Annotated in this window: 20 protein-coding genes; 7 read left to right on the top strand and 13 right to left on the bottom strand. The window is 63.8% G+C overall.

Annotated elements, in window-relative coordinates; all coding sequences use genetic code 11:
* Positions 1 to 19 precede the first annotated feature (19 nt).
* Positions 20 to 1,291, top strand: coding sequence for an MATE family efflux transporter (locus CA833_RS12020; protein WP_207078157.1), 1,272 nt, complete (start codon positions 20 to 22; stop codon positions 1,289 to 1,291).
* Here CA833_RS12020 and CA833_RS12015 read toward each other — a convergent pair.
* From CA833_RS12015 to CA833_RS11975, 9 genes are all read right to left on the bottom strand, one after another.
* The gene (locus CA833_RS12015; protein WP_242526062.1) at positions 1,278 to 1,847 is read right to left on the bottom strand and encodes a DUF938 domain-containing protein; all 570 of its coding nucleotides are present in this window, start codon (positions 1,845 to 1,847) and stop codon (positions 1,278 to 1,280) included. The two genes, CA833_RS12020 and CA833_RS12015, sit on opposite strands and share 14 nt — an antisense overlap.
* Before the next feature lie 69 nt (positions 1,848 to 1,916).
* Entirely contained in the window at positions 1,917 to 2,288 is a 372-nt protein-coding gene (locus CA833_RS12010; protein WP_242526061.1) for a hypothetical protein, read from the bottom strand.
* 3 nt (positions 2,289 to 2,291) lie between these two features.
* Entirely contained in the window at positions 2,292 to 2,732 is a 441-nt protein-coding gene (locus tag CA833_RS12005) for a chemotaxis protein CheW (RefSeq protein ID WP_142635001.1), read from the bottom strand.
* A 14-nt stretch (positions 2,733 to 2,746) separates the two neighbouring features.
* Positions 2,747 to 3,118 (bottom strand): response regulator, encoded by a 372-nt coding sequence (locus CA833_RS12000; protein ID WP_142635003.1) that lies wholly within the window; start codon positions 3,116 to 3,118, stop codon positions 2,747 to 2,749.
* Between the two features lie 34 nt (positions 3,119 to 3,152).
* Positions 3,153 to 3,695 carry a chemotaxis protein CheD gene (locus tag CA833_RS11995; RefSeq protein ID WP_142635005.1) on the bottom strand — a complete coding sequence of 181 codons (543 nt, stop codon included), beginning with the start codon at positions 3,693 to 3,695 and terminating at the stop codon, positions 3,153 to 3,155.
* Between the two features lie 4 nt (positions 3,696 to 3,699).
* On the bottom strand, positions 3,700 to 4,773 hold the full coding sequence (gene cheB, locus CA833_RS11990) for a chemotaxis-specific protein-glutamate methyltransferase CheB (protein WP_142635007.1): 1,074 nt from the start codon (positions 4,771 to 4,773) through the stop codon (positions 3,700 to 3,702).
* Positions 4,770 to 5,639, bottom strand: a complete 870-nt coding sequence (locus tag CA833_RS11985) for a protein-glutamate O-methyltransferase CheR (protein WP_142635009.1) — start codon at positions 5,637 to 5,639, stop codon at positions 4,770 to 4,772. The genes cheB and CA833_RS11985 overlap by 4 nt, the downstream gene beginning before the upstream one ends.
* The gene (locus CA833_RS11980) at positions 5,636 to 7,933 is read right to left on the bottom strand and encodes a chemotaxis protein CheA (protein WP_207078155.1); all 2,298 of its coding nucleotides are present in this window, start codon (positions 7,931 to 7,933) and stop codon (positions 5,636 to 5,638) included. The genes CA833_RS11985 and CA833_RS11980 overlap by 4 nt, the downstream gene beginning before the upstream one ends.
* Positions 7,930 to 8,214 (bottom strand): STAS domain-containing protein, encoded by a 285-nt coding sequence (locus CA833_RS11975; protein WP_142635013.1) that lies wholly within the window; start codon positions 8,212 to 8,214, stop codon positions 7,930 to 7,932. The genes CA833_RS11980 and CA833_RS11975 overlap by 4 nt, the downstream gene beginning before the upstream one ends.
* A 199-nt stretch (positions 8,215 to 8,413) precedes the next feature.
* Here CA833_RS11975 and CA833_RS11970 point away from each other — a divergent pair, with 199 nt between their 5' ends.
* Complete coding sequence (locus CA833_RS11970; protein WP_142635015.1) at positions 8,414 to 9,451, top strand: chemotaxis protein CheB; 1,038 nt, start codon at positions 8,414 to 8,416, stop codon at positions 9,449 to 9,451.
* 177 nt (positions 9,452 to 9,628) lie between these two features.
* Here CA833_RS11970 and CA833_RS11965 read toward each other — a convergent pair whose 3' ends face one another.
* The 3 genes from CA833_RS11965 to CA833_RS11955 are packed head-to-tail and all read right to left on the bottom strand — an operon-like array spanning position 9,629 to position 13,795.
* The gene (locus CA833_RS11965) at positions 9,629 to 11,182 is read right to left on the bottom strand and encodes a DHA2 family efflux MFS transporter permease subunit (RefSeq protein ID WP_207078154.1); all 1,554 of its coding nucleotides are present in this window, start codon (positions 11,180 to 11,182) and stop codon (positions 9,629 to 9,631) included.
* A complete protein-coding gene (locus tag CA833_RS11960; protein ID WP_207078153.1) occupies positions 11,182 to 12,333 on the bottom strand; it encodes an HlyD family efflux transporter periplasmic adaptor subunit in 1,152 nt (383 codons plus the stop codon). The genes CA833_RS11965 and CA833_RS11960 overlap by 1 nt, the downstream gene beginning before the upstream one ends.
* Positions 12,326 to 13,795 (bottom strand): efflux transporter outer membrane subunit, encoded by a 1,470-nt coding sequence (locus CA833_RS11955; RefSeq protein ID WP_207078152.1) that lies wholly within the window; start codon positions 13,793 to 13,795, stop codon positions 12,326 to 12,328. Before CA833_RS11955 ends, CA833_RS11960 begins: the two co-directional genes overlap by 8 nt.
* A gap of 63 nt (positions 13,796 to 13,858) precedes the next feature.
* Here CA833_RS11955 and CA833_RS11950 point away from each other — a divergent pair, with 63 nt between their 5' ends.
* On the top strand, positions 13,859 to 14,482 hold the full coding sequence (locus tag CA833_RS11950; RefSeq protein WP_207078151.1) for a TetR/AcrR family transcriptional regulator: 624 nt from the start codon (positions 13,859 to 13,861) through the stop codon (positions 14,480 to 14,482).
* Here the strand turns inward: CA833_RS11950 and CA833_RS11945 are convergent.
* Positions 14,471 to 15,076, bottom strand: a complete 606-nt coding sequence (locus tag CA833_RS11945; protein WP_207078150.1) for a TetR/AcrR family transcriptional regulator — start codon at positions 15,074 to 15,076, stop codon at positions 14,471 to 14,473. The two genes, CA833_RS11950 and CA833_RS11945, sit on opposite strands and share 12 nt — an antisense overlap.
* Before the next feature lie 213 nt (positions 15,077 to 15,289).
* Here CA833_RS11945 and CA833_RS11940 point away from each other — a divergent pair, with 213 nt between their 5' ends.
* From CA833_RS11940 to CA833_RS11925, 4 genes are all read left to right on the top strand, one after another.
* Positions 15,290 to 18,685, top strand: coding sequence for an acyl-[ACP]--phospholipid O-acyltransferase (locus CA833_RS11940; RefSeq protein WP_242526058.1), 3,396 nt, complete (start codon positions 15,290 to 15,292; stop codon positions 18,683 to 18,685).
* A 188-nt stretch (positions 18,686 to 18,873) separates the two neighbouring features.
* Positions 18,874 to 19,365, top strand: a complete 492-nt coding sequence (locus tag CA833_RS11935) for an asparaginase domain-containing protein (protein ID WP_207078149.1) — start codon at positions 18,874 to 18,876, stop codon at positions 19,363 to 19,365.
* 220 nt (positions 19,366 to 19,585) lie between these two features.
* Entirely contained in the window at positions 19,586 to 21,043 is a 1,458-nt protein-coding gene (locus CA833_RS11930) for a PAS domain S-box protein (RefSeq protein WP_242526057.1), read from the top strand.
* Positions 21,036 to 21,494 (top strand): response regulator, encoded by a 459-nt coding sequence (locus CA833_RS11925; protein ID WP_142635034.1) that lies wholly within the window; start codon positions 21,036 to 21,038, stop codon positions 21,492 to 21,494. The genes CA833_RS11930 and CA833_RS11925 overlap by 8 nt, the downstream gene beginning before the upstream one ends.
* Position 21,495: the final 1 nt, after the last annotated feature.

Genomic DNA, 21,495 nt, shown 5'->3' with positions numbered 1-21,495 from the left:
GTCGATAGCCTTGCCCGCGATGCTCACCAACGTGGCAACGGCGCTGTTCGGGCTAGCAGACATGTGGGCGATCGGACGCCTTGGCGACGCTCCCGCGCAAGGTGCTGTAGAACTGGGCGCCAAGTTCATGATGGCACTGCTCAACGTGTTCAACTTCCTGCGCACGAGCACCGTTGCGCTAACCGCGCAAGGTGCTGGCCGGGGTAGCACGCATGCACAAGCAGAAACCCTTGCCCGCGCTCTTGCAGTCGCACTCGGCATCGGCACCGTCCTGCTGCTCGCGATGCCGCTCGCGATCCCTTTTGGCCTTGACCTGCTAGGCGCCAAAGAGTCCCTTCGCGAAAGCGCGCGGCACTACATCGCCATCCGCTACTGGGCCGCCCCCTTATGGCTGGGCAATTGCGCGTTGGTTGGATGGCTGATCGGCCAACGCCTGGTGCGTCACGTGCTGGTCGTCGAAGTGGCCGCCAACCTGGTGCATATCGCACTCGACATGCTGCTGGTTCTGCTTGCCCACTGGGGAGTAGCCGGGGTTGCTATTGCCACGCTCACTTCCGAATGCTTCAAGTTTATAGTGCTCGGCATTCTGGTGCTGCGCCGTTCGGACGGGCGAGGCGTACTCACATCGTTCGCGGCGCGAACGACATGGCGCCGCCGCGAACTGGCAGCCCTGTTTGCCCTCAATCGCGACCTGTTCCTGCGGACGCTGCTCCTGACCGCCGCAATGCTGCTGTTTGCACGGAGTGGCGCTCAGGATGGGCCAGTGACATTGGCGGCCAACGGCATCCTGTTCCAACTCTTCATGCTGGCCGCACTGATCCTTGATGGCTTCGAGAGCGCAGCACAAGTCCTCTGCGGCGAAGCACTCGGAGCCCGCGAGCGCACACGCTTCGACAAAGCCGTCCGCTCATCGATGCTGTGGGCCGGCGCTGCCGCATTGGCCATGACTCTTGCTTACGCGGCAGGAGGTGAAGTTCTTGCCGCGCGCTTCACCACCGACCCTGCAGTCGCGGCTCGAAGTGCGACTTACGTACCGTGGCTCGCCGTCTTGCCGCTGGCCAGCTTTACGTCGTTTGTCCTCGACGGCGTATTTGTCGGAACCGGCTGGACACGGGCTATGCTGGGCACGATGGCCTTGGCGCTGGCGGGCTATACCTTGCTGCTCTGGTTGCTCCACCCGCTTGGCAATGCCGGGCTGTGGAGTGCCTTCACGGTCTTTTTCCTGCTGCGCGGGGCAGGACAGCTCGTCCTGACACCCCGTAAGACGCGTAGCAGCTTCAGCACCTCCTGAAGACCACCGTCAGGTTATTGGCGGGCATCTCGACCACCCGCTCAAGAGCAAGCCCATGCCCAACCGCCACTTTGGCGACATCTTCCAGACAGCGCAGCCCCCATCCCGGATTGCGGCGCTTCAGGTCCTCATCAAACGCGGCATTTCCCGGTTCGATTGCATGACCTTCCCGGCGATAGGGGCCGTAGAGTACCAGCGGAGCGCCCTGAGACAAGAGGCGCCCCGCGCCTGCCATCAATCCAAGCGTTGCCGACCATGGGCTGATGTGGATCATGTTGATGCAGACCAACGCATCAGCGCTCTCCAGCGGCCACTGCGCAGCCGCTGCATCAAGAGCAATCGGGACCATCAGGTTATGCAGCCCCTCCGCCTCGCGCCATGCGGCGATAGAAGCACGGGCATTGGCGTCAGGATCGCTCGGTTTCCAGAAGATTCCCGGCAAAAATCGAGAAAAATAGACCGCATGTTCGCCAGTCCCTGCAGCGATCTCGAGTACAGTGCCCGACGTGGGTAGCACCTCGCGCAGCACGGCCAGAATGGGATCGCGATTACGCATCGCAGCCGGAGCATAGCGACGGTCGGAATGTGACGAGCCGGACATGCCAGACGAGTTATCGCCGCCCGGTCAATCCCACAAGTCGAGCGGTCCACCATCGCCGTTTCCGTTGGCCGGCGGAGAATCAAGCGGTACCTCGCAGAGTGTTTCGCTGTCGTCGAGAAAATGACGGAAGCGCAGGTTGATCGCCTCCAGGTTGATGCGGCGCATCTCTGTCGCACTGAACCCTGCACTGAGAATGGCCGACAACGCACGCTGCTTCTGGGAAATCAGATCGATCGCCTGAAGCTCGCGAATGTGCCCTGCAGCGAAACCCTCGTCCCGACACAATACTTCGCCCAGGGCCTCGATCTCGCCGGCAAGCTCGGTCAAGACTTCGGCCATAGCCAGAAATCGGGGTTCAAGCAGCCTCGGGGCCAGAAAGCGCGATTCGTGGATCATGGCTCAGGCCGCCGCCAACGCATCCCCGGATGTCCCCAGCGTCTGGAGATCAAGCACCATGACCATGTGCTCGTCTATCGCCACCAGCCCCTCGAGAAATGGGATCACCCCGTCCTGTCCGGCACTGGGCGGCGCCTGCAAGGTTTCGGAATGAAGCGCGACGATGTCCGACACCGAATCCACGATCAGACCCTGCGACTGCCCATTGACCTGACAGACAATGATGGCGTGGCGCGGCGTGGCCTCGGTCGGCGTCCAGCCCAGCCGGGCAGCAAGATCGATCACCGGCAATACCGTACCGCGCAAGTTGACCACGCCTGCCACGTAATGCGGGACACGCGGCATCGGCGTTACCGGGGTCCAGGCGCGGATCTCGCGGATCGCCATGATGTCGAGCGCGAAGATCTGGCCGGCGACTTCGAAGGTGATGAGTTCGCGGTGCATAACCGAGGCCTCCTTCAGTGGGCGACGCGGCGGACCGCCGCGACGAGCTTGTCGGTGTCGAAAGGCTTGACGATCCAACCGGTCGCGCCGGCTGCTCGCGCACGCGCCTTCTTCTCGTCCGAACTCTCGGTTGTCAGTACCAGGATGGGGCGATCGCGATGTCGGGTGCCTCCACGGACCTGCTCGATCAGGCCAAAGCCATCGAGGCGCGGCATATTGATGTCAGTTATGACGACATCGACTTCGTTCAGCGCCAGCCATTCCAGCGCAGAAACGCCATCGTCGGCCTGCGACACGTCGAAGCCGTTGTTCGACAACGCATGATTGAGCAGCGCCCGCATGGATGCGCTATCGTCAACGGTCAGGACTCGGGTGGTCTTGGACATCGGATCCTCATTTTTCCTTGAAACAGATCGACCCTTAAAACAGTTCGACTTCGCCGCGCGGTTCCCGCCGGACCACCGGCTGGACAGCCACTTCCGGAGCCTCGGCAACGGTACGGCAGCGCACGAGACCGGATGCCGGTCGAAAATCGACACGGCGCGCACAAGTACCGCCGAGATCCTCACGCATTAGCTCGATGCGCTCTCGGACCAGGAAACCCCGCGCGAATTCAGCATTGGCCGTGCCAATCCGTTGCATACCCGCTCGGATGTTCGCGCCGCCGTACAGATGGGCTCTGAGCCGCTCCTTGCGGGCACCATAGGCGAGCATCTCGTTGATCAGCATCTCCATGAGGTAAACCCCATAGTGGACATCGACCTCCCCCCGCGCGTGCGTAGCGGGCGGCTCGGAAAGCAGAAAATGGTTCATGCCGCCCAGTTCGATCACCGGATCATAGAGGCACGTCGCAACGCACGAGCCCAAGACCGTACTGAGTTCCACCTTGGGGCCCGCACTGACCCTGAACTGCCCCTGCAGCACCGTAAGGTGCGTACTCGCGGGTGAATTTGCAGATGCCATCTTGTCATGCCGCCTTGTTGAGGGCGTGGCCGGCAATCCGGTCGACCGGGGCCACTACATTTGCCGCACCGAGCGAAATTGCCACGCGCGGCATCCCGAACACCGTGCAAGTGCGTTCATCCTGCGCAATCGTATGCGCGCCGGCCTGACGCATGGCCAGCAACCCCCGCGCACCGTCCTGTCCCATACCGGTAAGAAGAATGCCGACCGCCTCAGCCCCTACGACCTGTGCCACCGAGGCGAACAGGGCATCGACGCTCGGGACATGACCGCTGATCGGTTCGCCGCGCCGCATTTTCCCCAGCAGCGTGCTTCCGTCCCGATCGAGCTTCACAGTCAAATGGCAACTGGCGGCGGCTGCAAGATAGACATTTCCAGGCAACAAGGGCGTATCCATGTCGGCAGCCTGGACGTGCGCCGGACAGGCCAGATCGAGCGTCCGGGCAATAGCCGGAGCAAAGCGCGGGTTGACGTGCTGGACGATCACGGTCGGCGGACAATCGATCGGGAAGCCTCCCAGCACGACCTGCAACGCCTCCACACCGCCTGTCGAGGAGCCGATCGCGATCAACCGGGTTTCGCGCCGGATCGAGAGCCGACTTTCAGCGGCTACCATGGTAGCAGCGCCAACTCGGACATCCCGCGGCCGCTGCTCCGGCCTCGATTCGATTCGAGCATCGAAACGCACTTGCGCCGCATCGCGGATTAGATCCGCCAGTTCCCCGCCGTCCTGCAACGCCAGCTTGCCGCCGGGATCATACTTCGCATAACAATTGACTGCCCCGAGCGCGAGTGCACGGGCAGTCACCTCGTTACCGTCCTGGGTGGCGCCCGACACCACGATCACCGGGGTCGGACGCAAGGCCATGATCTTTTCGAGAAAGTCGAGCCCGTTCATGCCTGGCATCTCGATGTCGAGCGTCACCACGTCGGGATCGAGCTGCTTGATAAGAGCCCTCCCCTCGGCCGCATCAGAAGCGGTGCCGACAACCTCGATGTCGCCCTGCTCGCGCAGCCTCGACATCAGGATCGCCCGCATGGTCGGCGAATCGTCGACGATGAGAACCCTGATGCTCACGCCGCGCTCCTCTGGTAGATGGTTGGACCGACCAGCCTAAGCACCTGCGTTGCCGGACCGGTGACGCGCTCGGAATGGCCAATATAGAGAAAGCCTCCCGGCTGCAGGGCCTGGGCATAGCGGGCAACAAGCCGCTCCTTGGTTTCATTGTCGAAGTAGATCATCACGTTGCGGCAGAAGATCGCATCAAAGCGCCCCTTCATCGGCCACTCGCCTTGCAGGTTGAGTGTCCGGAACCGCACCAATGCACGCGCGGCATCGGCGATGCGGACCTGCCCTCCGCTCGATGCACTCCATGCCGACCGCAGCGCGGCCGGCACCGGGTCGAGATCCCCCGCCGCATACGTCGCCGCCTCGGCCTTTGCCAGCGCGTGAGGAGCGATGTCGCTCGCCAGCAGCACGAAATCACGCCGGGCCATGTCAAGGCCAGCACTCCGGTCGCTGCCCAGCATGGTCATCACGATTGACCACACTTCCTCGCCGCTCGAACATCCCGCCGACCATAGACGCACCGGCTGCCCTGCGCGCAAGCATTCGATCGCATGGGGCCGGACATGCTCGGCAAGATGCTCGAAGTGGTGCGCTTCACGATAGAAGAAGGTGTGATTGGTGGTCAGCGCGGCCACCGCACGCCCCATCTCGGTGCTGTCTGCGCGCATCATTTCGACATAACGCGCAAAGCTGATCGCGCCCGTCTCGCGCACCAGGGGAGCAAGACGCGAATAGACCAACATCGACTTGCGCTGCGAGAGCACGATGCCCACCGCATCATAGACAATCTTGGCGATCGCCGCGAAATCGGCGTCCCCATAGATGTCCGGGCTGACCCCGGGGACCTGTTCGGTCGCCGTTGCCATAGCGTTCATGCGACCTGCCTCTCATGACCGGCGCGATCCTGGGCCGGCAGAGCGCAGGCGACCAGACCGTCGACATCGACAATCAGCGCCACCCGGCCATCGCCGAGGATGGTCGCCCCCGCCACGCCTTCCACGGGACGAAAATTAGTGGCGAGACTTTTGATAACGAACTGGCGCTGGTCCTGGATATCATCGACCAGCAAGGCTGCCTGGCCCGCGCTTTCGGTATCGACAACGATGAGCACCCCCTGCTCTGGATGCCCGGCAAGCCTATCCTCCGAACCCATCTGGGCACCAAGTGCCTCACGCAGGGAAATGACCGGAATGAAACGGCCACGCACGTTGAGCATCGCCTGGCTCGATCCCAAGCCCTGCACATCATCCGGCGAGGGCCGCAAGCTCTCCACCACATGTGCAAGCGGGACCACCAGCGTCTGGTCGCAGACATTGACTATCATGCCATCGGAAATTGCCAGCGTAAGCGGCAGCGTCAGGATAAAAGCCGTCCCCTTGCCGGGATTGCTTTCGATAGTGATACGCCCGCCCAGATCCTTCACGTTCTGACGCACGACATCCATGCCGACCCCGCGCCCGGAGATATTCGAGACAACCTGCGCAGTGGAGAACCCTGGCGCGAAGATCAGGTTGTCAATCTCTTCGGCGGAAAGCTGTGCATCGGCACTGACGATGCCCTTCTCGATCGCCTTGGCCAGAACCCGCTCGCGGTTGATCCCGGCGCCATCGTCGGCAATCGAAATGAGGATGCGGCCGGCACGGTGTTCGGCCGAAAGGGTCAGCGTACCCTCCGGTGACTTGCCCGCGGCGATGCGCGCTTCGGCAGTCTCGATGCCGTGATCGACCGCGTTGCGGATGAGGTGGGTCAACGGCTCACCGAGCCGCTCGATCACCGTCTTGTCGAGTTCCGTGGTTTCGCCGAAAACATCCAGCTTTACATGCTTGCCCGTCGAAGCCGCGAGATCCCGTAAAATGCGAGGCACACGGCTGAATACGCTCCCAATCGGCTGGGCTCGGATCGACATCGCGCTTTCCTGGATGTCGCGCGTCAAGCTCTCGAGCAGTGAAAGTTCCTCGCTGGCATTGATCGTCACCCCTTCAAGGCGCTGAACCAGCATGGCTTGGGCGATTACCAGTTCGCCAACCAGATCGATCAGCCGATCAAGTTTGAACAGGTCGATGCGGATCGATTGACCTGCCCCGGATACCGGAGCAGTTCCCCCAGCAGGAGCCGCGGAAGCGGTCGCTGCAGCAGTTGCCGCCGGTTCAGCGGCTGGCGGCGAAACTGCCGCCGCGACCGGCGTTGGCATAGGCGGCGGAACAGGAACAGGTCGGCTGGAAACCGGCTCAGCTTCTGATGCCCTTCCTGTCCCGTCCGGCAAGCCATCCGCAGCCTCGGTCACGGCCGGGCCGACTTGCGCTGAAATGGTGGTCGGATCCAGTTCGGTCGAAGCTACAGCGTCTTCGGCCGAGTCATCGCCGAACACCACCGCGCAGTCATCACCGATGAAGTCGAAGATGTCGCGCACTGCATCTTCGCTCACTTCGGTGGGCATCGCAAAAGTCCAGGCCAGATATCCCTCGGCAATGTCGAGACTATCGAGCGGCGGCACTTGCGAAACGTCGCAGGCAGCCACACGCCCGCCGAGTGATGCGACTTCACGCAGCATGAGCAGCGGTTCGCTTCCGTTGCGCATGGCTCCGGCTCGCGGGCGCACCTGGACATGCCAACTGGCAGGTTCGACCGCGCCGTCTGCAGTTGTCGCACTGGCGGGAGCATCGAATCCACCGGTCAGATCGTCGAGCAGCGAATCGAGATCTATACCGAAATCATCATCACCGCCGGAAGAACTCGTCACAGCGGGGTCAGGCTCGCGATCGGATTCAGCAGCATGCGCCGCGCCCGCAACATTGGCCGCCATCGCCCCTTCCATCTCGGCGATCAGCGCCGCATCGGCAGGTGCATCCCCGCCCTCGCGTGCGGCCTCGACGTGATCAGCCAGGGTGTCGAGCGCACGCAGCAGGAGATCGACGAGTTTCGGGTCGATCGGCACCAGGCCCTCACGCACGTCGGACAGCAGCGTCTCGAATGTATGAGTATAAGCCTGAAGCGCGCCAAAACCGAAAGCGCCGGCACCACCCTTGATCGAATGAACCCCGCGAAACACCGCGTTCACGGTATCCGAATCGTGAGTACCCGCCTTGCACGCCGCGAGCCCCGCTTCGGCGGCAGCCAGCGACTCTTCGCACTCAGCGAAGAATATCTGCTGGATTTCTTCGGGACTCACAGCGCGGCCTCCTCAAAGAGTTCGGACTCCAGGCCCGTCAGTTGCACGGCATCGAGCAGAGCCGGGGACGCAGTGATCACCGCTCCGCCGCCGCTTCGCCGCGCCGAGACGAGCAATTGCAGCACGGCCTGACCGACATGTTCGACCCCGCTGCCGTCGATGCTGATGGGCTGAAGACCCACAGCTGCCACGAACTCCGGCAACAGCACTTCGGCCGCGGCCCGGTCGCAACGGGCGGGAAGGACTATCCCAGCCCCACTTGCCTCGCTGATCGCTGTCATCGAAATTTCCTCGTCGCATTGCCCCACATCGTCTTCTTCCGAGCAGGAAGAGAACGGGCTCGACGCCGTTCTATGCCCAGCCATGCCAACGGTGCGTTGTGCGCATTCTCAGTCGAAGCCCTTATCTCCGTTAAGGAAATTGGTCGGCTAATCGGCGGTATCGGCATGGTGAGAAATCTTAGGAAGAAGGCGAAACCCGATGCATGACGCCCGCGTACTCGTGGTCGACGATTCAGCAGCGATGCGCGCGTTGTTCTGCGACGTCCTTGAGCAATCCAAGAACGTCGTCGTCGTTGGAACCGCCGCAAGCGCCGCCGAGGCCCGCAGCCAGATCGCCCAACTGCAGCCCAATGTCGTGACGCTTGACGTCGAGATGCCGGGGATGAGCGGAATCGAATTCCTCGAGGAGATCATGAGCACCAACCCGATGCCGGTGGTCATGCTTTCCGCCCTTACTCAAAGCGGCACGGAAACCTCACTCAAGGCCTTCGAACTGGGGGCGGTGGAGTGCTTTCCAAAGCCGCTCAAGGCCACACCCGAACAATTCGCCAAGACGGTCGGCAAACTGGGCAAGGTGGTCGTCGCCGCAGCCAACTCGAACGTGCGCGACCGTCCCCGCCATCGCGGCCCCAAGGCCGAGAGCACCGAGGGCTATACGCCCAATGGCAAGATCGCCGCTTTCAGTACCTCCATGGGCGGCGTCGACGCCTTGACCGAAGTGCTGGGCCACTATCCAAAGAATTGTCCACCCACAGTCATCATTCTTCAGACCGAACCAGCCCTCGCCGAAATGTTCATCACCCGTGCCAACAAGGACTGTGCATGCACTATCAAGGCGGTCGCCGATGGAGCGGAACTGGTGGCGGGAACGGTCCATATCGCGTTCGATCCCGGGAAACACGTGATCGTGGAGCCGGGTAGCCCGCCGAAACTGCGGACGGTCGAACGCGAACCGGTCGAAGGCTTCCGCCCTTCCGCAACGCTGCTGTTCGGCACTATCGCGCGCGGCGGACTTCCCGCCATCGGCGCGGTGTTGACCGGTATGGGCGAGGATGGCGCAAAAGGTCTAAAACTCCTGCAGGCGGCGGGCTGTCGTACCCTCGCTCAGGACCGCGGAACGGCAACGGTACCGCAGGCGCCCGCGGCTGCGGTCGAGGCGGGCGCAGTCGATGCCGAATTGAAGCTGGAAGAACTTGCTGCCGATGTGCTGACCCAGTGCGGTGCGGCGGAGGGTTAAAGCACCCACCTTTCCTACGGCACCGGCCCGCTCCCCCTCCCTGCCTCCCCTACGGGATAGAATCTGGGAGGTCGCCGCAAGCTCGTCACAAGTGTGACGAACGCTCCCAACAAAAAAGCCGCCGACGCCGAGGGATAGGGGAGGCGTCGGCGGCTCGCCGGTCGGTGGGTGGACGGGTTAATGTCCGCCCGAGGCCGGCTTCGCACCGCGAGGCGGACGCGGGGCAATCCAGATCGTGAAGGCTGCGATGAACAGCAGCACGGCACAGAGCGCGAAAACATGGACAGTGCCCAGCGCCGTGCCCTGCCCGTCGACGAGGTTGGCCAAAGTCTGCCGTGCCTGCGCCAGCGAGAACCCGGCGGCCTGAAGCTGGTCCATCGTCTGCTGCGCGCCGTTCATCGAGGCGGCCATGTCGGCGCTGTTGGCACGCGACATGTCTTCCCAGGTGGTCGTCACCAGAGCCGTGGCGATGGCGCTGGCAAGGGTGCGGCCGAAGTTGGCGATGCCCGCCGCGCCCGCCGTCTCGTCCGGATCGACCGAGGCGAGGCTGATCGTGGTCAGCGGCACCATGAACAGCGACACACCCACGCCCTGCACCAGCTGCGGCCAGGCAATGGTCCAGAACGCCACGTCGGTGGACCAGCTGGTGCGGAAGATTGCGACGATACCGATCCACGAAATGCCGAGGAACACCAGCAGACGCGGATCGAAGCGCTGCATCAGCTTGGGCACGAAGGGCGATGCGAAGACCGCCAGCACGCCGGAAAAGGCCATCGCCTCACCCGCCTGCGTCGCGGTGTAGCCCATCGAGGCCTGCAACCACTGCGGGATCACCACCACCGACGCGAAGTAAGTGCCGAAAGCGATGGTGAGCGAGAACGTCGCCGCCGAGAAACCGCGATGGCGGAAGACTTTCAGGTCCACCACCGGGTGATCCTCGGTCAGTTCCCAGACCACGAAGGCGATGAAGAAGATCACCGCGATCACCGCCAGCGCGACGATGAAGGGCGAGCCGAACCAGTCATGCTCGCGCCCGAGGTCGAGCATCATCTGGAACGCGGCCACCCATGCGATCAGCAGGCCAAGACCGACAACGTCGATCGGCAGCTTGCGCGTGGGCGTCACGATCCCGCGCAAGATCGTGAACAGGCCGAAGAAGACCAGCGCCACGATCGGCACGTTGATGAAGAAGATCCACTCCCACGACCAGTTGTCGGAGATGTAGCCACCCACGATCGGACCGGCGATAGGCGCCGTCACCACCGTCATCGCCCACATCGCCATGGCGCGGGGATGCATGTGCCTGGGGAAGATCCGCAGCAGCAGCGTCTGCGTCAGCGGCATCAGCGGGCCGCCGCAGAAGCCCTGTCCAAGGCGGAACAGCACCAGCAGCGGGAACGTATGGGCGATACCGCAGAGCGCGGAAAACAGGCCAAAGCCGATCAGCGAGAGCAGGAAGACCCGCAGGCTGCCGAAGCGCCCTGCGAGCCAGCCCGTAAGCGGCACGCAGATTGCCTCGGCCACGGCGTAGGACGTGATCGCCCAGGTGCCGTTCGACACCGACACCCCGAGCCCGCCCGAAATGTGCGGGATCGAGACGTTGGCGATCGTCATGTCGAGCACGACGACGAAGTTGGCCATCGCCAGCAGGAAGCCGGCCACCAGCAACTTCGCGCCGGTGAACGTTGGCCCGTCAACCGCCCCGGCAGCAGCGGGGGGAGCGCCGGCCATCAGTCAGCGTCCGTCAGTTCGACTTCCGCGTCCATCGACAGGCCGATGCGCAGCGGATGCTCCTGCAGTTCCTTGGGATCGAGTTCGATGCGCACCGGCAGGCGCTGCACCACCTTGATCCAGTTGCCGGTTGCGTTCTGCGCCGGGATCAGCGCGAAAGCGGCGCCGGTGCCGCCGGCAAAGCCGATCACCTTGCCGTGGTACCGGACCTTGGAACCGTAGAAGTCCGAGGTCAGCGTGGCCTTCTGGCCGGGGCGCACGTTGCCGAGCTGCGTTTCCTTGAAGTTCGCATCGACATAGAGCTGGCCGACCGGAACCACGGTCATCGCCACATTGCCGGCCTGAACCTTCTGTCCCACCTGAATGGCGCGCTTGGCGATCACACCGTCGATCGGCGCGCGCACGATGGTGCGTTCGAGATCGAGCTTGGCCTGATCGACCTTGGCCTGGGCCTGGCGGATCTGCGGCGCGGTGCTGAGCGTGGTGCCCTGGGTGATGGCGACCGAGGCGTCTTCCTGACGGCGGGCGCTGACGGCAGCGGCTTCCATCTGCGCCAGCATCGCGCGGGCTTCGCCTTCCGACGCCTTAGCCGAGGCCAGAGCCTCACGCGCGGTGGTCAGGTCTTCGGCCGAAACCGCGCCCGAACCGACCAGAGCGGCGCGGCGTCCGTAATCGGCCTGCGCCTTGGTCAGCGTGGCCTGCGCGGAAGCGAGCTTCGCCTTGGCCGAGTTGATCTGCGCATCGCTGGCGTCTGCCGAAGCGCCCAGCGCCCGGTTGTTGGCAAGCGACTGGCCGTAAGTGCGCTGCGCCGAAGCCAGTTCGGCCTCGGCCTGTTCAAGCGCGATCCGCTGGTCGGCATCTTCGATGCGGAACAGCAGCTGGCCCTTGCGCACCGGCTGCGTGTCGGTGACCAGCACTTCGACCACGCGGCCCGACGTGAGCGGCGTCACCTGCGCATTGTCACCGCCGACATAGGCATTGTCGGTCGAAACCGAGCGGCTGCCGATGAAGAGATCGTAGGCGCCATAGAGCACCGCGACGCCGACAACCGCGGCGCCAAGGCCCAGCAGCAAAGGCTTGCGGCGGCTCTTGCCCAGCACGCTGGTGTCTCCAGCGTTTCCTGCGGGCGAACCCTGCGCTTCGTCAGTCATTGTCAGCGGCCTTCTTGCTGGAATTGTCTTCGTAACCGCCACCGAGCGCGCGCTTGAGCGCGACGTCTTCGGAAAGCGTCCGGAAATGAGCGTCGACCGCCTGCTGGCGTGCGTCGAGAGCGGTGGTCTGGGCGGTCAGGGCATCGAGATAGTTGCCGATGCCGCCGTGGTAGCGCTGGAAAGCAAGGTCCTGCGCGCGGGCGGACTTGGCCGCCGCATCGGCGGCAGCGCTTTCCTGATCCTGCGCGGCATTGCGGCTTGCCAGCGCGTCGGCGACGTCCTGAAACGCGCCGATCACGGTGGAGTTGTAGTTCGCCACCGCCTCGTCGTAGCTGCCGCGCGCCTGGGTGTAGTCACCCTTGAGGCGGCCGCCCTCGAAGATCGGCAGGCTGATCGCGCCGGTGGCATTGCCATAAGTCGAGCCGGTCTTGATCAGGTTCGACAGGCCAAGCGACTGGAGACCGATCAGACCCGAGAGCGAGATGTCCGGCATGAACGCCGCCTTGGCGACGCCGATGCGCTTGTCCGCCGCTTCCGCGCGCAGGCGGGCCGCGACGATATCGGGGCGGCGGCCGACAAGGCCGATCCCGGCATCGGCGGGCAGCGCCGCGACCGGGATCGCGGAGATGGCGGTGGGATTGATCGACAGGCCGCGATCGGGGCCGGCGCCCAGCAGCGCGGCCAGGGCATGGCGGCGCAGCAGGATCTGCTCATCGTTCTGCGACAGCGCGACCCGGGCCGAGGCGGCAAGCGCTTCGGACTGGCGCAGCGGCGCTTCCTGATCGAGGCCCTGACGCACGCGCTGGCCGGTAAGATCGACCAGTGCCTCGCGCGCCTTGAGCGCATCCTTCAGCGCCTCGCCCCGCGCGATCAGGCGGGCAAGGTCGAAGTAGGAGGAGACCACGTTGGACGAGATCATCAGCTCGGCCTGACGGGCATCGGCTTCGGCAGCCATGCGTTCCGACGTGGCGGCGGCAAGCTGCTTGCGGTTCTTGCCCCAGAGATCGAGGTCGAAGTCGCCCGAAAGCGCTAGATCGCCGGTACTGTTCCAGCCCTTGGGAACATAGGCCTTGGGGAAGCCGTTGTTGTAGCTCTGTTTGGTGAAGCCACCTGAGCCTTGCCCATTGAGGCTCGGCAGGGTCGCGGCGCCCGCCACCTGGGCTGCGCCGCGCGCCTGCAGGATGCGCGCCTGCGCGGAGGCGACATCCGGCGAGCCTGCGAGGGCTTCGGCCACCAGCGCATCAAGCTGCGGGTCGCCATAGGCACTCCACCACTGCTGCTGCGGCCACTGGGCAGCCTCAGCCGCCGAAAGTGCCCCAGATAGTGACTTCGTGCTTTCCAGCGTTGAAGAAGCCCGCAACTGCGGCTTCGGCCCAAGGTCGGGCACCGCGCAGGCGGACAGCGAAAGGCCGACGGCCAGCATCGAGGCTGCCGCGACTCGGGGGAGTGTGATCGTACTCATCAGTACAGTTTTCATCGACCTCGGCCTTGCCCCTGTCAATCGAAAAGTGTACTATGCAGTACTATGACAGGATGTACGGGTAAGAGAGAGCTCAACAAGGCAAAGAAGCGCGCCGAGATCGTCGAGGTTGCAACGCGATCGTTTTTCGGCCGCGGGTATGCCGCCACCAGCATGTCGGCCATCGCCGACGAACTGGGCGGATCGAAGGCCACGCTTTGGGCGCACTTCTCCTCGAAGGAAGAACTGTTCGCGGCAGTGGTCGATAACAAGGTCGAGACTTTTTCCCAGGACGTGGACGAAGTGCTTACCGGGCAGGTATTCTCCTTCCCGGCGCTGCGCCGCGCGTGCCTGCGCTTCCTCGACTGCCTGCTGCGCGAGAATTCGGTGCAACTGTTCCGTCTCGTCGTCAGCGAGGGCGAGCGCTTCCCCGAAATCAACGAGATGTTCTACGAGCGCGGCCCCTTCAAGTTCCGCGCCTGCGTGACCAGATTCTTCGAAACCCGCTTCTCGCACGAGGAGGCGGAGCGACTGACGCTGATGACCGTCTCGGCCATGATCGGCTATCGCTCGGACGTGCTTATGCGTCCGGAGCGGCCCACCTTGCGCGACCGTGAAGCTTTCATCGACATGATGATCGGCCTGATCGACTGGCCTCGCACCCTGCCGGCAGAGCCCTTACCGGCCTGAGATCGCGCAGGCGACGCTATCCGCCACGCGCGCTTTGGCGGCTGCAAGCGGATCGTCCTCGCCCAGCATCGCGAAAGTGCCGTTGAGCGCGAAGAAGCAGTGCCCATGGACACTCGCCAGCAGCGAGCGCGCCAGCGGGACGGCCTCCTCACGCACGCCTTCTGGCAGGACTGCAGCAATCTCGCGCACGATCACGCCAGTGATGGTCGCCACTTTCTGGCGGTAGAACGCAGGCGATTCGCTGCCTTCCGGCAGGCGGAAGTCGTAAAGCGCAGTCCAGGCGTGGCGATGGCTGAGCGCAAAATCGAAATAAGCGCCGATCGCTGCGTCAAGACGCACGGCACCGTCCTCGCAAGCCGCCAGCCGCCCCTCCAGAAAGGCGATCCACATATCGAGCGTGCGGCCGTTGATCTCAACCATCAGCGCGTCCAGCGAGCCGAACACGTTGTAGATCGTACCCACCGAATAGCCGACCTGCTTGGCCACTTCGCGCGCGGAAAACCGGGCGAAACCGACTTCGGACAGCAGGGCATGGCCCTGCGCCACGAAGAGTTCGCGCAGTTCCTCGCGGCTGTGATCCGATCGCCGTCCCATTCATGCCCTCATTCGATTGCAGCACCAGATAACCGAATAAATTGAACGATGTCTAATTTTTTAATTGAACAACGATCAATTAAATGCCACCCCTACCATCGCGACGATGATGTGACATGATTCGTTGCGGAGGATGGGCGAGTGGCTGGCACCGTTACCCGCCCGCAAAGTCCTTGAAGTCCAAGCAGTCCCATCAAAAGGGGGAATACAGGCGTGGCGGCACCAGACTTTTCATTGCTGACCAAGCGGCGGTTCGCGCCGATGTTCTGCGTCCAGTTCCTGGGCGCCTTCAACGACAACCTGCTGAAGTACGCGATGCTGCTGCTGGCCAACTACGGCCTGCTGCGCGATGCGCCGGACAAGGCGGGGATGCTGTCGGTGGTCGCAACGGGGCTGTTCACCCTGCCCTATTTCCTGTTCTCTGCCCTTGCCGGCCAGATCGCGGACCGGATCGACAAGGCGAAACTCGTCCGCTGGATCAAGCTGGCCGAAGTCGGCATCATGGGCCTTGCCCTCATTGGTTTCGCGTGGGAATCGATCACGGTCCTGCTCGCCAGCCTGTTCCTGATGGGCCTGCATTCCACCGTGTTCGGCCCGGTGAAGTACTCGATCCTGCCGCAGCACCTTGGCGAGCGCGAAGTCATGGGCGGCACCGGCCTGATCGAAGCGGGCACGTTCCTTGCCATTCTGGGCGGCCAGTTGCTAGCCGGGCAGGTCGTGCCATGGGAAGCGGGTCTGGTCGCCATGGGTCTTGCCGTGGTGGGCTGGCTGGCCGCGCAGGCGATCCCGCCCGCACCGCCCAGCCGGGGCGGCCATCCGATCGACTGGAACATCGCACGCGGCACATGGCATATCATCGCCGCCGCCCATCGCGGCCGCGGCGTGTGGCTGGCGGTGCTGGGCATCAGCTGGTTCTTCACGGCGGGCGCGATCCTGCTGACCGAATTCGTCCCCCTCGTTTCCGACACGCTGCAGGCGCAAAAGGACGTGGCGACGCTGTTCCTTGTCGTGTTCTCGGTCGTCATCGCGCTGGGTTCGATGACGGTGAACCGCATGCTGAAGGGCGAAGTCTCGGCCCGCTATGTGCCGGTCAGCGCGCTGATGCTGGCCATCGGCCTGATCGACCTGTGGCTCTCCACCCGCGCCTTCGTGCCAACGGTGATCGACGCCGATGTGCGCCAGTTCGTGGCCAACCCGCAGTCGTGGAAGATCTTCGCGGACCTCGTCATCATCGCCTTCTCCGGCGGGATGTTCATCGTGCCGCTCTACGCGATCCTCCAGATCCATTCAGCGCCCGAGGAACGCTCTCAGGTGATCGCCGCCAACAACATCCTCAACGCCGGCATGACCGTGGCAGCCGTGGGCATTGTCGCGGTGCTGCTGGGCAACGGGATGAGCGTGCCGGGCGTGATCGGCGTACTGGGCTTCGCGACGCTGCTGGTTGCCGTCACCTCGATCTGGCTGCTGCCCGAAACGCTGTTCAAGGCGGTGATCCGCACGGTGCTGCGCATGCTCTACCGCGTGGAAGTGACCGGCATCGAGAACATGCCCAAGCCCGGCGAACCGGCCGTGGTCGTCGTCAACCACCTCTCCTACCTCGACGGCGTGCTGCTGGGCGCCTTCCTGCCCGGCAAGCCGACATTCGCGGTCCACACCGCCATTGCCAAGAGCTGGTGGATCCAGCCCTTCCTCAAGCTGTTCCGCGCCTTCCCGGTCGATCCCACCAATCCGATGGCGGCCAAGGCCATGGTCCGCGCCGTGAAGGAAGGCCGCACCTTGGTGATCTTCCCCGAAGGCCGCATCACCGTGACCGGCGCGCTGATGAAGGTGTTCGACGGCCCCGGCATGGTGGCCGACAAGGCCGACGCGCCGATCATCCCCGTCCGCCTTGACGGGCCGCAGTACACGCCCTTCTCCCACCTCAAGGGCAAAGTCCGCCAGCGCTGGTTCCCCAAAGTCTCGATCGAAGTGCTGCCCGCACGCCGCTTCAGCATTGAAGGCGAGATGCCTGCCCGCCAGCGCCGCGCCATCGCCGGTCGCCGTCTCTATGACGAGATGAGCCGGATGATCTTCGACACCAGCCACACCGACCGCACGCTGTTCGCCGCGCTCTGCGAAGCGCGCGCGGTCCACGGCGGCAAGACCAAGGTGGTGGAAGACATCAAGCGCACGCCGCTGGCCTACAACCGCCTGATCCTGGGCGCCGAACTGCTGGGCGAGCGGCTTGCCTATCGCACCCGCCCCGGCGAAGCCGTCGGTCTGCTGCTGCCCAATGTCAGCGGCGTCGCCCTCGCCTTTTTCGCGCTTCAGGCCGAAGGGCGCGTGCCTGCCATGCTGAACTTCACGGTGGGCCAGGCCAGCCTCGTGTCCGCCTGCGCCACCGCGAAGATCGAAACCGTCGTCACCGCGCGCGCCTTCGTCGAACAGGGCAAGCTGGACGCCGTGATCGCCGCGCTGGAAGCGGACGGTCGCAACGTACTCTACCTCGAAGACCTGGCCGCAGAGATCGGCACCACCGCCAAGCTTTGGCACATGGTGACCGGCCGCCTTGCCGCCAGCCGCCATGCCCGCCGCAAGGTCTCGCCCGATGCACCGGCGGTGATCCTGTTCACCTCAGGCTCCGAAGGCGCGCCCAAGGGCGTGGTGCTCAGCCACCGCAACCTGCTGTCCAACTGCGCACAACTGGCCGCGCGGATCGACTTCAACCCTGCCGACGTGGTGCTGAACGCGCTGCCGGTGTTCCACTCGTTCGGGCTGACCGGCGGCACTCTGCTACCGCTGCTGAACGGCATTCGCACGGTGTTCTACCCCAGCCCGCTGCACTACCGTATCGTGCCCGCGCTCGCCTACGACGCCAATGCCACGATCCTGTTCGGCACCGACACCTTCCTCTCCGGCTATGCCCGCATGGCGCACAGCTACGACTTCTACTCGCTGCGCTACATCTTCGCGGGCGCGGAGAAAGTGCGTGAGGAAACCCGCCGCACCTATGCCGACAAGTTCGGCCTGCGCATCCTCGAAGGCTATGGTGCTACCGAGTGCGCGCCGGTGATCGCGGTGAACACGCCGATGCACTTCAAGGCGGGCACGGTCGGCCGGATGCTGCCCGCGATGGAAGCGCGGCTTGAGGAGGTGCCCGGCATCGCCGAGGGCGGCCGTCTCTATGTCCGCGGGCCCAACGTCATGGCCGGATACCTGTTGGCGAGTGAACCCGGCGTCCTCCAGCCGCCTGTCGAGGGCTGGCACGACACCGGCGATATCGTCACCATCGACGAGATCGGCTTCGTCACCATCCGTGGCCGCGCCAAGCGCTTTGCCAAGATCGCCGGCGAAATGGTCTCTCTCCCCGCCGTCGAGGGTTATGCCGCCAAAGTCTGGCCCGATGCGGAAAGCGCCGTGGTCACCCGGCCCGACGCGAAGAAGGGCGAGCAACTGGTGCTCTACACCACCGCCAAGGGTGCCGACCACAAGGCGCTGCAGGAATGGGGCCGCGCCAACGGCGTGGCCGAACTCTCGATCCCGCGCGAGATCCGCGTGCTGGACGCCCTGCCCGTGCTGGGCACCGGCAAGCTTGACTATGTGACGCTGAACGAGATGGCGAAAGCGTAGTTGGGCGAGCAAGAGCCAACCGTTCAACCCCAACCTCGTCGCCCCTGCGAAGGCGGGGGCCCCGCTTGGCGAGGTTGCAGAAGGAAGCGGGATACCCGCATTAGCGGGGACGACAGCGTTTGTGCGGAAGTGTCAGGCACTATCGCCAACGGTTGCCCCGCCCCCGCCGCCGGTTTAAAGGCGCCGGCATGACTCTCGCCCCCATCCTCGTCGTCACCACCGGCGGCACGTTCGACAAGCAGTACTTCGACGCGCTCAGCGAATACCAGATCGCCGAAAGCGTCATCGAAAAGCTGCTCAAGACCTCGCGCGTGGCCCATCCGTTTCGCGTGGTGGAACTGCTCCGCAAGGACAGCCTCGAACTCACCGACGAGGATCGCGCCCTCATCCGCGCTACCATCGCCGCGGCGCCCGAAAGCCACGTGGTCGTCACTCATGGCACCGACACCATGACCGACACCGCCAAGGCGCTGGAAGGTCTGGAAGGCAAGACCGTGGTGCTGACCGGTGCCCTCGCCCCCGCGCGCTTTGCCGAAAGCGATGCAACCTTCAACCTTGGCATGGCCTTTGCTTGCTGTCAGTCTGCACAGCCCGGCGTGTGGATCACCATGAGCGGGTCGGTGTTCGACGGGCTCATGGTGCGCAAGGACCGCGACGCAGGCAAGTTCGTCGCGATCTGAGCGCTCACCCTGTAAAATCCGCCCAGCAATCGTTGCGAGTCCCTCGCATTACGGGAATAGACGGAAGTGCTCCTTCGTGAGCCGCAAACGGCCTAGGTCCAAAGTATGACGCTGGAGGTTCATTCCTCGCGTCGCTGAAGAACGCGAAACGACCTCCCGGTCGCACCGCCTGATCCTTCCCGCTCCCGGGAAAGGACTGGCGATCTGCATGGGAGGTCGTGTGACGATTACTGTCGATAGCCTGGCCGAAACCCACGCCGCGCTCCAACATGCGCCGATCGGCGCCGCCATCCTCGATAGGGCCGGAGTCATTTCGTGGGCCAATCCTGCCCTGGGCTCAATCGTTGGCGAAACGGATGCCACCGCCCTGCGCCTTTCATTGATCACCGTCTGGTTCGAGACGGAAGAAGGCGACGCGCTGTTGCAGATGATCGAGTCCCATTTCGACGCCTTGCCGGAAACGCGCGTCCCCTGGTCCCGAGCAATCAACTTCAACCGCCGAGATGGTGCCGAACAGCCCTGCGAAATCACCCTTGTGCCCTGCACCGCAGCATTCGACCAATGGGCGATCCTTTACGTGAAGAGCCTTGCCCAACTGACCTTGGCGGAAAAGCGCTTCACCCAGATCTTCGAGAACCTACCCCTCGGTCTTCTCGTAATAGATGGTCGCCAGCGGATCGTTCAGGTCAACTCCGCGCTGGCCGACGAGTTCGGCTACGCCCGTGAAGAGCTTGTCGGCAGATCACTCGAAATGTTGCTGCCCGAGCGCTATCGCGCAAGTCACGCAGGCCATGTCGAAGGCTATACTCGAGCGCCCGAATCCCGGGCGATGGGCTCTGGCCGCGACCTTACCGGACGCCATCGTTCCGGTCGCGAGATCCCTGTAGAGATCGCCCTCACCCGTCTCGAGACGGTCGCCCAACCGCTTTTCATGGCGATCATCACCGACATCTCGAAACGCAAGCGCGCACAGATGGCGCTCGAGCAGACCAATACACAACTCGAAGAATTCACCTATGTCGCCAGCCATGACTTGCGGTCACCACTGCGTGGGATCGGCGACCTTGTCTCGTGGATACGCGAAGACATCGGCGACGAACACCTTTCCGACGGAGTAAAACACAACTTCGACCGCATCTCGCTGCGCATAACTCGCGCAGAGCAAATGATCGATGATCTCCTGACGTATGCCCGGGTTGGCGTGCGCGATCCGCACATGGAATCCATCGACCCTGCCAAGCTCATCGAAGAGGCCGTAACTCTTGCCAACGTGCCGGACGGTTTCACCGTCACCATCGAAGTCAACGGCTCGCGCTTCAGCGCCCCGCTGGCGCCTCTTGCGACCAGCCTCCGCAATCTGATCGGCAATGCGGTCAAACACCATGGCAGCGAAACCGGTGTAATTCGCATTACCATGCATGACGAAGGCCGCTTCGCGGTCTTCACCGTCGATGACGATGGGCGAGGGGTCACCCCCGGTACCGAAGAGCGCATCTTCAAGCTGTTCCACCGCGCCTCTCCCGGCACCAGCGGCGACGGCCTCGGCCTCGCCTTCACGCGGCGGATGATCAACGCCCACGGAGGCATGATCACGGTACAATCGCCAGGGGCGCTTGGCGGCGCCAGCTTCGAGATCCACTGGCCGCGCATCCTGCTCAAGGAGTTCGAAGATGACTGATACTCTTGAAAAGGTGACAAACGACACTCGCCAATCCGTATGCACGGTTCTGGTGGTGGACGACGACGACGTTGCGCTCGAAGGCGTGTTGCGCAGCTTCGTCCGACACGATGTCCCCTGCAATCTGGTCACCGCGACCGACGGCGCCGAAGCACTTGCGATCCTGCAGAATCGTCACCCAAAAAGTCACGCCGCTACCCCGGTCATCGTTCTGCTCGACCTCAACATGCCGATCATGGACGGCTTCCAGTTTCTTCGCGCCCTGCGAGCCGACCCTGAACTGTGCCGCACGGTCGTCTTCGTACTGACCACAAGCTGCCGCGATCAGGACCGCTCCCGTGCCTACGACGAACATGTCGCAGGCTACATGGTAAAGTCCTCGGTTGGCCCGCAATTCGCACAACTGGCTCAATTCATCGGCAAATATGCCCGGACCCAGGAGCTACCCTGAT

The organism is Novosphingobium sp. KA1 (genome assembly GCF_017309955.1).
GTDB lineage: Bacteria > Pseudomonadota > Alphaproteobacteria > Sphingomonadales > Sphingomonadaceae > Novosphingobium.
This window is presented reverse-complemented; position numbering and strand designations above follow the sequence as displayed.